Annotated in this window: 15 protein-coding genes; 8 read left to right on the top strand and 7 right to left on the bottom strand. The window is 59.1% G+C overall.

What is annotated here, in order from left to right:
• Positions 1–24: 24 nt before the first annotated feature.
• Positions 25–1692: a hypothetical protein gene (locus E1958_RS00100; RefSeq protein WP_133510066.1), complete on the top strand. Its 1668-nt coding sequence runs from the start codon at positions 25–27 to the stop codon at positions 1690–1692.
• On the opposite strand, the gene E1958_RS00105 is transcribed toward E1958_RS00100, so the two are convergent.
• Positions 1689–2183, bottom strand: coding sequence for a hypothetical protein (locus tag E1958_RS00105; RefSeq protein WP_133510067.1), 495 nt, complete (start codon positions 2181–2183; stop codon positions 1689–1691). The genes E1958_RS00100 and E1958_RS00105 overlap by 4 nt on opposite strands.
• A gap of 229 nt (positions 2184–2412) precedes the next feature.
• Between E1958_RS00105 and E1958_RS00110 the strand changes: the two genes are divergently transcribed.
• Positions 2413–2730 (top strand): BolA family protein, encoded by a 318-nt coding sequence (locus tag E1958_RS00110; protein ID WP_089724896.1) that lies wholly within the window; start codon positions 2413–2415, stop codon positions 2728–2730.
• A 312-nt stretch (positions 2731–3042) separates the two neighbouring features.
• On the opposite strand, the gene E1958_RS00115 is transcribed toward E1958_RS00110, so the two are convergent.
• Positions 3043–4467, bottom strand: coding sequence for an alanine/glycine:cation symporter family protein (locus tag E1958_RS00115; RefSeq protein WP_424945056.1), 1425 nt, complete (start codon positions 4465–4467; stop codon positions 3043–3045).
• Between the two features lie 259 nt (positions 4468–4726).
• Between E1958_RS00115 and E1958_RS00120 the strand changes: the two genes are divergently transcribed.
• Positions 4727–4912, top strand: coding sequence for a hypothetical protein (locus tag E1958_RS00120; RefSeq protein ID WP_133510069.1), 186 nt, complete (start codon positions 4727–4729; stop codon positions 4910–4912).
• 154 nt (positions 4913–5066) lie between these two features.
• Here the strand turns inward: E1958_RS00120 and E1958_RS00125 are convergent, their stop codons facing one another.
• The 5 genes from E1958_RS00125 to E1958_RS00145 all read right to left on the bottom strand — a co-directional run bounded on the left by E1958_RS00125 (position 5067) and on the right by E1958_RS00145 (position 8728).
• Positions 5067–5297 (bottom strand): FeoC-like transcriptional regulator, encoded by a 231-nt coding sequence (locus E1958_RS00125; protein WP_133510070.1) that lies wholly within the window; start codon positions 5295–5297, stop codon positions 5067–5069.
• A 22-nt stretch (positions 5298–5319) separates the two neighbouring features.
• Positions 5320–7650, bottom strand: coding sequence for a Fe(2+) transporter permease subunit FeoB (feoB, locus tag E1958_RS00130; protein WP_133510071.1), 2331 nt, complete (start codon positions 7648–7650; stop codon positions 5320–5322).
• Positions 7647–7883: a FeoA family protein gene (locus E1958_RS00135; RefSeq protein ID WP_089725624.1), complete on the bottom strand. Its 237-nt coding sequence runs from the start codon at positions 7881–7883 to the stop codon at positions 7647–7649. Before E1958_RS00135 ends, feoB begins: the two co-directional genes overlap by 4 nt.
• A 235-nt stretch (positions 7884–8118) precedes the next feature.
• Positions 8119–8364, bottom strand: coding sequence for a FeoA family protein (locus E1958_RS00140; protein ID WP_243725206.1), 246 nt, complete (start codon positions 8362–8364; stop codon positions 8119–8121).
• 10 nt (positions 8365–8374) lie between these two features.
• On the bottom strand, positions 8375–8728 hold the full coding sequence (locus tag E1958_RS00145) for an HMA2 domain-containing protein (protein WP_133510072.1): 354 nt from the start codon (positions 8726–8728) through the stop codon (positions 8375–8377).
• A 186-nt stretch (positions 8729–8914) separates the two neighbouring features.
• Between E1958_RS00145 and E1958_RS00150 the strand changes: the two genes are divergently transcribed.
• From E1958_RS00150 to E1958_RS00170, 5 genes are all read left to right on the top strand, one after another.
• Positions 8915–9100 (top strand): addiction module protein, encoded by a 186-nt coding sequence (locus E1958_RS00150; RefSeq protein WP_243448427.1) that lies wholly within the window; start codon positions 8915–8917, stop codon positions 9098–9100.
• 52 nt (positions 9101–9152) lie between these two features.
• Entirely contained in the window at positions 9153–9374 is a 222-nt protein-coding gene (locus E1958_RS00155) for a hypothetical protein (protein ID WP_207787761.1), read from the top strand.
• Between the two features lie 279 nt (positions 9375–9653).
• Positions 9654–9890 (top strand): hypothetical protein, encoded by a 237-nt coding sequence (locus tag E1958_RS00160; protein WP_089726329.1) that lies wholly within the window; start codon positions 9654–9656, stop codon positions 9888–9890.
• A gap of 5 nt (positions 9891–9895) precedes the next feature.
• A complete protein-coding gene (locus E1958_RS00165; protein ID WP_243725207.1) occupies positions 9896–10333 on the top strand; it encodes a putative toxin-antitoxin system toxin component, PIN family in 438 nt (145 codons plus the stop codon).
• A 333-nt stretch (positions 10334–10666) separates the two neighbouring features.
• On the top strand, positions 10667–13831 hold the full coding sequence (locus E1958_RS00170; protein WP_133510074.1) for a hypothetical protein: 3165 nt from the start codon (positions 10667–10669) through the stop codon (positions 13829–13831).
• Positions 13832–13974 lie beyond the last annotated feature (143 nt).

Raw genomic sequence — 13974 nt, forward strand, 5'->3', positions numbered from 1 at the left:
ATAGTGGGTTTTCGGAGGGAGGTTGTGAGCAGGCGTTGCTTCTATCCGCTACCGGTGCTCGTGGCGGTCGTCATGTTCGTCAGCGGCTGCGGCACCACCAAGCTACCTGACCTCGTGGACCTCAGGGGGAACCGGCCATGGGTCTTCCTCGCCGATGCCGAGGTACAGCAGGCGAAATCCCTCGCGATGGGATCGGCGGTAACCAAGGGTTGGAAGATCGCCGACGCCTCGGGCGATAAGCTCCTGGTCAGACGTCCGCTGAGTACCACCACGGCAATGGCAATCGCAGGTGAGCCGGTCTCGACGGCTGCGGTAGAGGTGAAAACGGATTTCAACCAACGCCGAGCGGGTGTCGATGTGGTTGTCGCCGCCACCATGGTGGCCGACAAAATAACGGCCAAGGGACAAAAGTCAGTGCTCAGAATCGATGTTACGGATAGCTACAGAAATGAATTGGATCTTTCTCTTAACGCGTTACGACGGTCGTGGGAGGAGAACCGCTGGCGCATTGCCGCGGCCATGCGGCCCTTACCAACCAAGGATGTGGTCTCCAAAGGCGAGGACACGGAAGATACCTTCGGCGCGATAGCGGGCAGGGAGACCGATACCGCAGCGGCGTCCCCGCCGGAAAAAACCGCCGCGGCACCAATTGCGGCCTCGAGTACCGACGACAGGGCCATGACCGCCGCTGTACCAAGTACCCGCGGCCAGGCCGCGCCGGTCGAAGATCGAGCCCTATCGGCGCCGCCCCCTATTACATCGGGCACCACCGACAGGGCCATGACCGCCGCTGTACCAAGTAGCCGCGGCCGGGTCGCGCCGATCGAAGATCAAGCCCCATCGGCGCCGCCCCCTATTACATCGGGCACCACCGACAGGGCCATGACCGCCGCTGTACCAAGTACCCGCGGCCAGGCCGCGCCGATCGAAGATCAAGCCCTATCGGTGCCGCGCCCCATTACCCCGAGCGCCACCGACAGGGCCATGGCCGCCGTTGCACCAAGTAGCCGCGGCGGGGTCGCGCCGGTCGAAGATCGAGCCCTATCGACGCCGCGCCCCATTACCCCGAGCACCACCGACAGGGCCATGGCCGCCGCTGTACCAAGTAGAAGTAGCCGCGGCGGGGTCGCGCCGATCGAAGATCAAGCCCTATCGGCGCCGCGCCCCATTACCCCGGGCACTACTGACAGGGCCATGGCCGCCGCTGTACCAAGTAGAAGTAGCCGCGGCGGGGTCGCGCCGGTCGAAGATCGGGCCTTATCGATGCTGTACTCCATTACCCCGAGCACCACCGACAGCGCCATGACTACCGCTATACCAAGCGGGGTGGGGGGTATCAACGATGGGGCTATGACCGCCGTTCCACCAGTTGGGGTCTCGAGCAGGGCTGCGCCGATCGAAGATCGTGCCCTATCGACGCCGCGCCACATTACACGGAGCACTCCACCAAGCACCCTATCAGCAGTAGGCCCGACCGGCATATCCGCCCTGGATTATGCGAGGAAAGCGGGCGCTTGGGCCTACTACGCCGAGCAGTATGCAAGGACCCACGGGTGTGAACCCTTGGGTGGCAGGACTACCCTCGAATATACGCATCCCAAGTTCGAGCTGCACCGAGTCCGGTGCGAAAACGGAGGCAATCTTTTCCTCAGATGTAGCGCGGGGACCTGCATCAGGGTGGCGGAAAACTAACGGGGCAACTTGGCCTTTCTCACGGCCTCCTCTGGCGTGAGAAGCAGTCCGGAACCCAACACCCATTGCATCTGTTGCGGCGCCAACGGCGGACCGAATCGACAATGGGCGTAAGGGGCGAAACAGCGCAAGTACCTGATCTGGGGCGAAGTCCCACGGTCCATCCGGAGGGTGGTCTCCTGGAATAGGAGGTCATCGCAACCAAAGCCTCCTATTCCCGCCGGCATCCGCGTGTTGTAATCCCGGATGAATGCCTGCTCGATCCGACCCACCAGGAAGCGCCCGGGCTCGATGCGCCGGGGCTGCTCCGAGACCTCGTCGGTCTCGAGCTCGCACCAGGGATCATAACGATTTACGCCTTGTACCTTACGGCCACGTTGGAATTTCGCGTGCGCCTGATGCGGCGGGATTATGAGCGGCTCTTCGAGCACGAGGAAAAGGGGTGTCCGTACCTCATTGCGTTGCAGACCTTCGCAACCTACGACGAGCAAAACGGCGCATACGATCGGAAGCGCGAAGCTGAAACGCAATCGGCTCGGTGAGAAAGACAATGACGGGAACCGGTTCGGAAACACAATATTATGGATAGTGTTTTAATCTTGTTGTTGCCGAGTACAGGGAACCTTGAATTCTGTGCGTAGCTGTGGAGTCATTCCATCATGCAAATGACTCACTTTACCACTTGAAAATTACCACTACCAAAAATCCGAGTAGGGGCCCATGAACCGTAGAGAACGTATCCAAGAACAGCTGCAATCCACGCTGTCCCCGACTCACCTGGAGGTAACGGACGAGAGCCACATGCACAATGTGCCCGCGGGGGCCGAGTCGCATTTCAAGGTAGTGGCGGTCAGTGAATCCTTCGCCGAGCACAGCTTGGTGGTGCGCCATCGGTTGGTGAATAAGGCGCTTAAAGGGGAATTCGAAAGCGGTCTGCATGCCCTCGCCCTGCATACCTGGACGCCGCAGGAGTGGTTCGAGAAGGGAGGAGTCGCACCCGATTCCCCCCAGTGCATGAGTGGCTCCAAGTCGGATTGAGAAGCTGGGTAGTGGTTAAGGCCTGAATGGAAACAGCGCCACTCGCAGTATATTGGGCACGCCACACACTGTACTCCCTCTCCCTCCGAGGGTGTCGCAAAAGCCCCTCTCCCGCCGGGAGAGGGGTCGGGGAGAGGGGATCAAAAAATCTCCACTTGAGAATTTACCACTACCGTCCTGAATTATCCGGCGTTGGTTGTGGGACAAAGATCCCTCCTGCGTCGGGACAGGTTTGACATGTCGGGTTACGGCATGTTCGGTCCTGTCGCTGTGCTTTCGGGATCAGACAACGCCGAATAATTCAGGATTGCTTCAGACCTTACCCGCCGCCTGGAAATAATCCCGCGTTATCTTGAACACCACGGGACTCAGCAAGAGCAGCGCAATCAGATTCGGCACGGCCATCAAGGCATTCAGGGTATCTGCGACAAGCCACATGAAATCCAGGCTGACGGTTGCCCCGAAGGGGATCGCGAGTACCCAGAGCACCCGGAACGGCACGATGGCGTGGATGCCGAACAGATATTCCACGCAGCGCTCGCCGTAGACGCTCCATCCCAGGACGGTGGTAAAGGCAAACAGGGCCAGCCCCAAGGTCACGATATAACCCCCGATGCCGGGCAGCTCGCTGGAAAAGGCCGCAGCCGACAAGCTGGCACCGGTCTGGACCTTGTCGAACGTCACCGCTTCCCCTTCCGATGCGAGTGCGCAGGTATTTTTTGTCTGCCCGATGCCCCAGGACGCGCTGACCTCCTGCGTCATTTCCCCTCCCTTGCCGACACATTCCAGGTACTCGGGATTCTCGACCTTCCACTGACCCGAGGTCACGATCACGAGCCCGGTTATGGTGCATATGATCAGGGTGTCGATGAAGGTCCCCAGCATCGCCACAGCGCCCTGGCGCACCGGGTTGTCCGTCTTGGCCGCTGCATGCGCGATGGGGGCACTACCCAGCCCGGCCTCGTTGGAGAAGATACCCCGCGCAACCCCGAAGCGAATGGCAAGCATCACGGTTGCCCCCGCAAAGCCGCCAAGCTCGGCGCTGGGGGTAAAGGCATAGGAAAAGATCAATGCCAAGGCGGCGGGGATCTCGGCGCTATTGATCACCAGCACCGTCAGGCCGCCGAGGACATAGGCGACGGCCATGAAGGGGACCAGCTTACCAGCCACCCGGGCTATCCAGCGGATACCCCCGATCAGCACCAGCCCCACCAGCACGGCCATGACCACACCGGTGATCCAGTAGTCGATGTGGAACTTGGTTTCCAAGGCGTCGGCGACCGAATTCGCCTGCACCCCGTTGCCGATGCCGAATCCCGCCAGGGCGCCGAAGACGGCAAAGACGCCGCCCAACCAGATCCAACGCCTCCCCAAACCATTCTTGATGTAGTACATGGGCCCGCCGACGTGATTCCCTTTCGCGTCGACCTCGCGGTACTTCACGGCCAGCACCGCCTCGGCGTATTTGGTCGCCATGCCCACCAATGCCGTACACCACATCCAGAACAGGGCCCCCGGACCACCGATGGCGATCGCCGTGCCGACGCCGGCGATGTTGCCGGTGCCTATGGTCGCCGACAGCGAGGTCATCAGGGCATTGAAGGGTGTGATATCGCCTTTGCCCTGCTGCCTGCGCCCCGTCCACAGCATCCGAAATCCGTATCCCAGCCGCCGCAACGGCATGGCCCGCAGGCCCACCATCAGAAAGAACCCGGTACCCAGGATCAGGACCAGCATGGGCGGTCCCCACACGAGACCGTTCAGGTCCCCGATCAGCGTTTTAATCAGCTCCAAAACAAATCCTCCCCGGTCGTGAGATCGAATGCTAAGCATATCCAAATATCGGTGAACCGTCCCGCACTCCCCATGGCTTACGCCGGGTGGGCGCCTATAAATCTCACCGAGTTTGCAAGCCTGTCCGATTATGTTGGCGAGCCGTTACACCTCGTTTCCAATACTCGATTACCGAACGAATCACCCAATAAAAGAGTTGGTCTTGTCTGGGGCGCTGGCCGGAAAGCCCCTCGGGAATGCACAACAGATCTGCCAACGACGGATCGAGGTCGTCCGCGACCTTGTCGCCGAAGGCAAGCTCCTCGCGATGGACACCGATGACCAGAACCGCCTCAGAGCCCGGGCGATTCTTCAAACCATGGAAGACGCCTGGCATGCCGTGCCTTGACAGTGATTGATCTCGACCGTCAGGTGCGCGATGCCCGGTACCTCGGCAAGCAGCCTTTTATAATGGTCAACGGGACGCGGATTGTGGGTGACGACCGAGTCGATATCTCGGTTCGATCGCCGCCCGAGGACGGGCATCTTCAACGCAGCCCAGCTTAACGCGGGGTGCTCTTCACCCATTCGTAAATCTCAATGGATGCCGGGTCGCATTTGCTGCAGCCGCTGCAGGTGGTTCCCGCGGGCAGTCGGCGAGCACGGCCCTTGCGCTCCAGGATTGCGAGCATGCCGCGTAGCGCCTCTGGATCGGATCCGAAGCGGTGAGACAAGTCAATCAACGAGGCGCGCTTCCGCTCGGCGAGGTAGGCGGTCAGCTCGGACAGAATCATCGAGGTCCTCCTTGTCGCCCGATCAGGCAGCCTCATGTGCGGCCAGCGCAGTCGTTGCCGGGTCACGCTGCACGCGATAGCGCATCACCAGCACGACAAAGGTGAAAATTGCTCCCATGCCGCCGATCCATGCCAGGGAGATCCCAGGGTGGCGCGAAAAGATCGCGGCCTGGTAGAAAAGGGTCGCCAGCATATAGCCCAGACCCGTGGTCCAGGCGGCAACGAAGAGCGTCCACCCCGGCGTGGTCTCGCGGTAGACCGCAGCGATTGCCGCCACGCAAGGGAAGTACAGCAGGATGAAGAGCAGGTAGGCGAATGCCCCGGCGGCGCCATCGAAACGCGCCGCCATGGCGCCGAAGGTCCCGGTGGTCACCTCCTGTGCCTCTGCTGCGGCTGCTTGGTCGCTCACATCCCCTATCCCTAAGCCGAGGGGATCGGCCCAGGTGCCGAGCGCATCGCCAAGGTTCGCGGGGATGCTAGCCAAGGCTTCGGAAATTCCGCCCCCCAGGGAGTAAGGGGTTTCTTCCTCGACTTCGTCCGCCTCCGCGGCAGCGAGTGCGGAGTAGGTGGCATCTAGGGTTCCGACCACGGCCTCCTTCGCTAACACACCGGTGAAGATGCCGACGGCCGCGGGCCAGTTCTCCTCGTCGAGCCCCAGCGGGGAGAAGGCGGGCGCGATGGTGCGGCCGATCTCGGCGAGTAGCGACCTGTCGCTGTCCTCGTTGCCGATGCTGCCATCGGTTCCCACGCTGTTCAGCACGTTGAGCACCAATACCATGGGCACGATGACCTTACCGGCGCGGAACATGAAGCTCTTGGTTCGGTCCCAGGTACGGATCAGCACGCCCTTGAAAGTCGGCAAGTGATAGGGCGGGAGCTCCATGACGAAGGGTGTGCTCTCGCCCTGCAGCAGGGTGGTCTTCATGATGAGCCCGGTCACCACGGCTGCCGCGATTCCGATCAAGTACAGGCCAAACACGACATTCTGGCCACCGACGGGAAAAAAGGCGGCGGCGAACAGGGCATAGACGGGAAGACGGGCACCGCAGGACATGAAGGGGGCCATCAGCACCGTAAGAATCCTATCGCGCTGGTTCTCCAGGGTGCGGGTTGCCATGATCGCGGGCACATTGCACCCAAAACCCACGATCAATGGCACGAAGGACTTGCCAGGCAGCCCGATGGCACGCATGAAGCGGTCCATGACAAAGGCAGCGCGTGCCATGTATCCGGAGTCTTCGAGAAAGGAGAGGAACAGGAAGAGGGCCGCGATGACCGGGATGAAGGTGGCCACGACCTGGATTCCCCCCCCGATACCGCTGGCCAGTCCCACGGTCAGCCACTCGGGAGAGCCGAGTCTACCCAGGACCTCCGCGAAGCCATCCACGAACAGCGTACCGGCAAGGATGTCGAAGAAGTCGATGAAGGCGCCGCCGATGTTGATGGTGAGCATGAACATCAGGTACATGGCTAGCAGAAAGATGGGTATGCCAAGCACCCGGTTGAGCATCACCCGGTCGATGCGGTCGGAGCGGTTCGTAGAGGCTTTGCTCTTCTGTTCGATCACGTCCCGGGCCAGGGCATGGGCTAGGCCATAGCGGGCGTCCGCGAGCAAGATGTCGATCTCTTCGGCCAAATCGCCAGCGATAGCTTTGAGCTCCGTCTCCGACACCGCATCCCCGACCAGCTCGCGCGCCAGGTCGTCGCCCTCGAGCAGACGCGCGGCCAGCCAGCGCGGAGAGTCGCCGTTGCGCTCGGCGACCAATGAAAGCTTTGGCACCAGACCTGTAATGGCGTCTTCCAGGACGGTGTCGTAACGGATCTCGACCGTCGGTACCGGTTTCTGTTCGACGGCCTCGAGCAAAGCCCGCTTGAGCGCCTCGATCCCGTTACCCCGCGAGGCGACCGCCGGCAGCACCGGGCAGCCCAAACGGTTGGCTAGCCCGGTCGCGTTGACGCGCCTCCCTTTCTCTTCAGCGACGTCGACCATATTGAGGACGACGAGCAGGGGAACCCGCATCTCGACCAGCTGGGTCGTGAGATAGAGATTACGCTCCAGATTCGAGGCATCAAGGATGTTGACGATCAGGTCCGCCTCGCGCGCATGGACATAGTCGCGCGCGATCTGCTCGTCCAGCGACACCTCCCGGTCGGTGACATCCAGCGAATAGGTGCCAGGCAGATCGACCAACTCGAAATCCGTCTCTTCGAAGCGGAACTGGCCAATCTTACGTTCCACGGTGACGCCGGGCCAATTGCCCACGCGCTGTTTCGCCCCGGTCAGGGTGTTGAATAGGGTCGTTTTGCCGCAATTCGGATTACCGACGACGCCGATGGTGTAGGTTCCGCTCATGCCTTCTTCTCCACTTGCAGCGTCTCTGCCTCACCCTTGCGCAAGCTGACCGAGGTGCCGCGCACCCTGATTTCTACCGGATCTCCCATCGGAGCGACGCGGACTACTTCGAGCTCAGTCCCCGGCGTCAGTCCCATCGACAGCAGCTTCTTGCGGTAGGCCCTACCGCCTTCTTCGTAACCGGCGACCTGTCCCCGGTCTCCCACCGAGAGGTTTCTCAGGGTCGTGCTCATGACTCTCTCTTTCAGTTGCAACAGGTTTTACTGGGCTCCATACTGCCGGGCGCAGACTTGGCCCCAATGCCATATCGACGCTGGAGCGTCAAGATCCCTCCTCCGTCGGGACCAGGTCTGCTCCCACGCTGGAGCGTGGGGAGCCAGCCGAAAATCAATGTGTTGGTTTTTAGACAGCCTCTTAACTTAATGGCATTGGACTTGGCCCGACATCGAAGCCAGGCGGAGTTTCCGCCTAAACGGGGATCACCAGGATCTTGGCGGCCATGCCGGCCCCCACTGCAATACGGCCCTCGCCCCGAGCAACCAGGAGTCCCGCCCCCTGCCGCTGGACGATACGAATCTCGCCACCAAGGTTCAGCCCGAGATCGGTAAGCCGTTGGGCCAGACTCCGCCCTGCGCGCACCGTGTGAATGCGCACCGGCGCGCCTTCGTCTGCCATGCTCAGCGGGAAAGGCTTCGCATCGTTGTCTGCGGGCACAGACGGCGCCTCAGATGAACGCGCCCACGAGGGTACGTGCGGATTGTTCGACGGCCTTTTGCACGACCGCCCCGACCAGTGCCTTGCCGAACAGCTCGCCGGCCTTGCGGGAAACCTCGTCGCTACGGCTGGCGGCTCCAAGACAGCCGGATTGTTCCAATACGGAAAGAAGGTCCGATTGCCTGAGCAGCACTGGGTCATAGTGTACGGTGATACTCGCGGCATGGGGATTCAGTCGGACCTGACGCACGCCCGTCAAGGCGAGCAGCCTGCTCTCAGCGGCCCTTGCCCTCTCGGAGTGGCAGCGAAATGCCTTGGACCGCACGCGAATACGTCCCGGGACATGGTGGATATACTGGCTCATGGGAAGGGCTCCGGATTCTCGATGAGGCACTGGAAAAGTCGGAGACTATATTAAAGGATATGTTGATGCAAACGCAAACTATTCTCAGTGTTGTTTGATTGTCGGAGTATGTCAAGCGGGTGAAACACCTGGTTATGTGCGGTATGCTTCGAGCCGACAACTACTGCCTTGGACCGGAGGATATCCATGGGGAATCCGGCTATCGACAGCCTGCGAGCTAAAGCCTTCGATCTCTCGGAGAGCGACAGGGCAGAGCTCGCACAGGATCTCCTGGCCAGCCTCGACGGAGCTCCCGACTCCGGTGTCGCACAAGCCTGGGAGACGGAGATCCTGCGGCGTCTGCACCAAGTAGACGACGGGACGCCAAGCTGATCGACCGGGAGGAGCTGCGCCGCCGGATGCGCACCCGCATGGCCGGTGTTTGATGCGATCGGTCAGAGTTCTCGAGGCCGCCGCCGATGAGGCAGCCGAAGCTGCATCCTGGTACGAACGCCAACATCCCGGACTCGGCGTAGCGTTCCAACAGGCAGTTGACGCGGTGCTCGATCTACTGGAAGACAAGCTCGTTCCCCTTGCATCCGTCCCAGGCACCGCTGGAAAACGGGAGCGAAACGTCTTCTACTCAAACGGTTTCCCTTCTCTGTAATCGTTCGTGAACATGGCTCCGGGTTTCTCATGATCGCCTTCACTCACCATTCGAGACGTCCGGGATACTGGCGCGACCGGCTTATCACATAAGCGAATGCCTACTATGTCTGCCCGGCGCTGAGATGAGCCGCAGGCTCAATGCGGAATAGGTGGTCTGCTTGATCCGTGTGTTAGGCGACTTTTTTAACCGGAGCATCTGAAATTGACTGAGCTTGGTCCCTTTTCTGCCCCGTAACGGTCAGAATGAGCCGGATTTACGGATTTCTGAGGAATTACGATGAATGCGTACAAAACCTACGTCGAAGTAGATCCGTCCGGTCGAGTCGTCTTGGAGCACCTTCCATTTCGCGCGGGGGCTCGGGTTGAGGTATTGGTCGTCGATCAGAGCCCCGAGGCCGGAGAAGTGGAAAGCTGGCATGCACTTTTCAGGCACATTCGGAGCTTGCCTCAGTCTCGATCGATCACTGACGAAGATATCACCAAGGAGATCGACGACTATCGGAGTGGCCGGTGAGGGTTGTGATTGACACCAGCGTGCTGGTGTCCGCCGCGATTCGCGACCGGTTGCCCGAGCAGGTGCTGTTGTGGTGCGTTGCTCAGCCCGGACTCGATTGGCTCGTCACCGCCGAGATCCTCGAGGAATACGTCGAGGTCATGAAGCGGCCAAAGTTCGGACTCGAATCCGCAACTATCGCTTGGTGGGTGGAGCTAATCGGCTACCGTACCCGGATAATCACGCCGCAGGTCGAGATCGCGTTTCCGCGGGACCGTAAGGATGCGAAGTTTCTGATCTGCGCCGTATCCGGGGGCGCGGACGTTCTCATCACCGGGGATGGAGATTTCAAAGAGGCCCGAACGTTGATCAGGGCATCCATTGTGAACGTGCGGCAATTCGCGCAGTGTTACATGTCCGATCTGGCCCGAAAGGGATCAGGATCGACTGACCTCTCGACGTGAAACGATGATCGAGCAAGTCGCTTCGGGCTTGGCCCCCTCGTCCGATCCGTCCAAGTGCCTGATAGGAGGTTATATGCTGTCACCGGAATCTCCCGAAACAGGTCTTCAAAGAGTGTTATTGGTGACGAATTTCACCGTAGAAGTTAAGGATCAAGGTGTGCTGAGATACGGTGCACACAGTCTGCAGAAACGGGATAGATAGAAACCATGTCATCCGAAACGCCTCCTCCATTCACGCCTAGCGATTTCATGCGCGCACGCCGTCCAGAATTGTTTCCTGACACTGTGTTGGCGGAAAAACCAGGCATAAGCCGAGATCGCCTGGAGTTCCACTTGGACACACTGACTCAACGAAAGGAGGAGTACCTTTTCGAGAATTTCTGCCGCCAGTTAGCCCAGAAGGAAATCTGCCCGAATCTGATCCCTCAGACCGGACCCATCGGAGGTGGCGATAGTAAAGTGGATTCCGAGACCTATCCGGTGGCCGAACGTGTCGCAGAGCGATGGTACGTCGGAGAACCGGACCGAGCCGCTCGGGAACGCTGGGCATTCGCTTTCAGTGCCAAAAAAGATTGGCGTCCCAAAATCGCCGATGATGTGCGGAAGATTGCTCAGACCGAGCGCGGTTATGCCCGTATCTATTTCATCACCAACCAGGCAGTGTCGGATCGGAACCGAGCGGACATAGAGGATAAGTTGAGCAAAGAGTGGAAAATTCCGGTTCGTCTCCTTGACCGTTCTTGGATCGTCGACAAGGTAGTTCGGAATTCCCGCTGGGACCTGGTGGTTCAGACGCTGGACCTGGAGCAACCGCCGGCCCAATCGCACAGTTTGCCAGGTCCTATGGACGCCGAGCGTTTGCTCGAATTGGATAACCTCGATCGCAAGATCGCCGATCCCACCCAATACCCAGACTTGGATTATCAACTTGCGGAGGACTGCCTGCAAACGGCGTTGCTGGCCCGCGGTCTTGGTCGTCCGAGAGAGGAGATAGACGGACGATTCGCGCGTGCGGAACGTATTGCGAGGAAGGGGCATGGGGATCGGCAACTCTTCCGCGTTCTTTACCACAAAGCATGGACGGCGAACTGGTGGTTCGACGATTTCGATGAGGTGGATCACCTGTACGGTATTGCAGAACCCCTGGTACTGGAAACGGGTACCGTCTGGGAGTTGGAAAAATTGGTGAACCTCTGGTTGGTCGGGCATTCCTGGCTACGCGCAGAACCTCATAGAAGCAGTGACAGCCATTGGTCCGATCGTACGACCCGGTTGCAAAACGCCCTGCTCCGACATGCGATGAACCCAAGTGCACTAACGAGTGCACTCTGGGCGCGAACGCAATTGTCCTTTCTAGACTTGCATACGGCCTGCATGGAGAAAGGAGAATTGCGCGAAATTCTAGGGCGCCTGCGAGCGATAATCGGGGAAGCCGAGCATCGTCTCGATTACCCGATGGAAACTGTTACCAAAATCATCCTGGAACTCGGCAAAGTAGCGAATGACGATGATGCCTATGACGAGTTGGTGGAGAACGTCATTCAACTCCAGGAAAAACGAGCTTCCCGCGCCGCCCAAGGAGAAATGCGGCTGACCTGTGGGTTTCAGAAACTCGAGGCTGGTAAACCTTACGCTGCCATCGATCAGCTCGCCAAGGCCCAGAGCCTGTTGGCCCAGGAAGAGACCGAGGGAAAGTTCCTTCGTGCAGTCGTTGGTACCGCGCTGGGGTACGAAGCGGCAGGCCTGTTGTGGGCGGCGCGTGCCAACTTGATCATTGCCTTGGATCGAGTGCTTTCAGGGTTCGTCAAAGACGGGCAGATCTCACCGCAATCACTACCGTTGCTACGGAAGCTCATCTGGGTCGAGCTGCAGATTGGCCGCGCTCCTTGCGTGCTGGTTTGGATCGAACAACTTTGGATGATTGCCGGAACCCTGGACTTGGATGAAGGCGACCGACAAGCACTGGAATCCGAATATGAGCTGATGGACGCGGTCTTGGGTATCCTGGTATTGCGTACCCGATTTTCGGATTGGCCGGCCCTGGATCACATGCCCGGCCTCATGGACCGCTTGTCCTTGTTCATGGCACGGGCAGCGGCCTTGTTTTCGCTGGGCCATGAAGACCAAGTTCGGTCTGAATATGGACTCGGTGATGAGGATCTTCAGCGATTCTTCTCATTGTGGTTGGTTCAGCCCGCGGCGAGTGATGTATCCGATGAGGCCGAATGGCACTTGGGATCCGTCGTCAAGATGCACACCAACATCCTTGGCTGTCAGATCGAATTGTCAGCAGCAAATAACAATCTCTCCATTTTCCTGGCCGAGGCCATTCTGAGTTTCCTCGAATCCTTCCTGTCAACGGCTATGATTATGGAGCGTGTATATTGCTCAAAACCTTTCCTTAAAATCCACGTTAAGCCATCGGAATATGCCCAAGCGCCGCTAGGACTGCGCGTGGACGAAGACGATTGCGGTGAACGTCGAATACTTATTACACACCCAACGCTCGCAGTGCACGAAATCGTTCAACATTCCCGCTACCAAGACGCATTGTCCGAACTGCTAGCAGCTACGATTAAGCTACTTCATACAACATTTTCCGACGGATCGCTGGAGCAGCTTTTCAGAGACCATCGCGCCCAGGACCGTGCCTCACTATGCGCCCAATCGCCACAATCGCTGTCAAATGTGCTTGGCAGTTCACCACGGTATCATGTGGCGGACTGGCTGGATGACACCCTGACCGAGCGCATCGAGCTTACCCGGTCGATTCCTTGGATTCCCGACCGCGACGTGAAGCCCGAGGGGGACACGCCGCCCCCGAGCATCAAGCATAGTCAACGTCCTGCGGACATTTTTGATTCGAGCAGGCTGAAACATAGTGACTTACAGGTGCTGTCGCCCATCGATCAAGAAATGTGGGATCGCGCGGGTTGGTGCGGAACGGGGTTCATGTTGTTACCGGGCGATCCTCGCATACCGGAACTTGTACTTCTCTTCAAGGATGCCGATGCCGGTGTAAAGATCTTCCGAGGATGGATGAAGCAGTTGGGGAACATCGACCGGAACGAACGGATTGGCGTCACCCTCATACAGGGAATCGATCGCAGAAATCCGGCACATTACCGCGTAGCTATCGGCGTCAATGAAAAACACTTGGAGTCTGAGCGTTTTGGTCCAGGTCAGCAGATGGTGATCGTGTTTCGTCTGAACGACATGGCATCAGCCGACGACACCAATTTGAGCCGGTTTTTGGAGCTCTACCGAAAAAGCGGAAGGTATCGGCTCTTGCCTGGTCTGATGGGATCTGGTTATCCGGTGCCTATCGGAGGTAATTTGAGTATCGAGAAACGCCGCCTGCGAATAGTACCAGCCTGGAAGATCGGGTTGGACGATCCGGTGTGTGGAGCATTGCAAGGCATAGACGAGCCTTATATCCCTGAAGGAGAAACCGCTGCCCCAATCCTGGAAGTGTTGAAGAGATTTAGGAGTTCGTAGCCGAGATGTAGAAACACAACAACACGGTCAACGTATTGACAGCCTAACCATCGTCGCTCCCTTCAAATCCGCCTTATTTACTGGTGCTGACTAAGTTGTGGGCAAAGTTTCCGTTCCATACGTGCAGACGTGTTAGATCGACT

This window comes from Candidatus Thiosymbion oneisti, from assembly GCF_004359955.1.
Classification (GTDB): Bacteria; Pseudomonadota; Gammaproteobacteria; order Chromatiales; family Chromatiaceae; genus Thiosymbion; species Thiosymbion oneisti.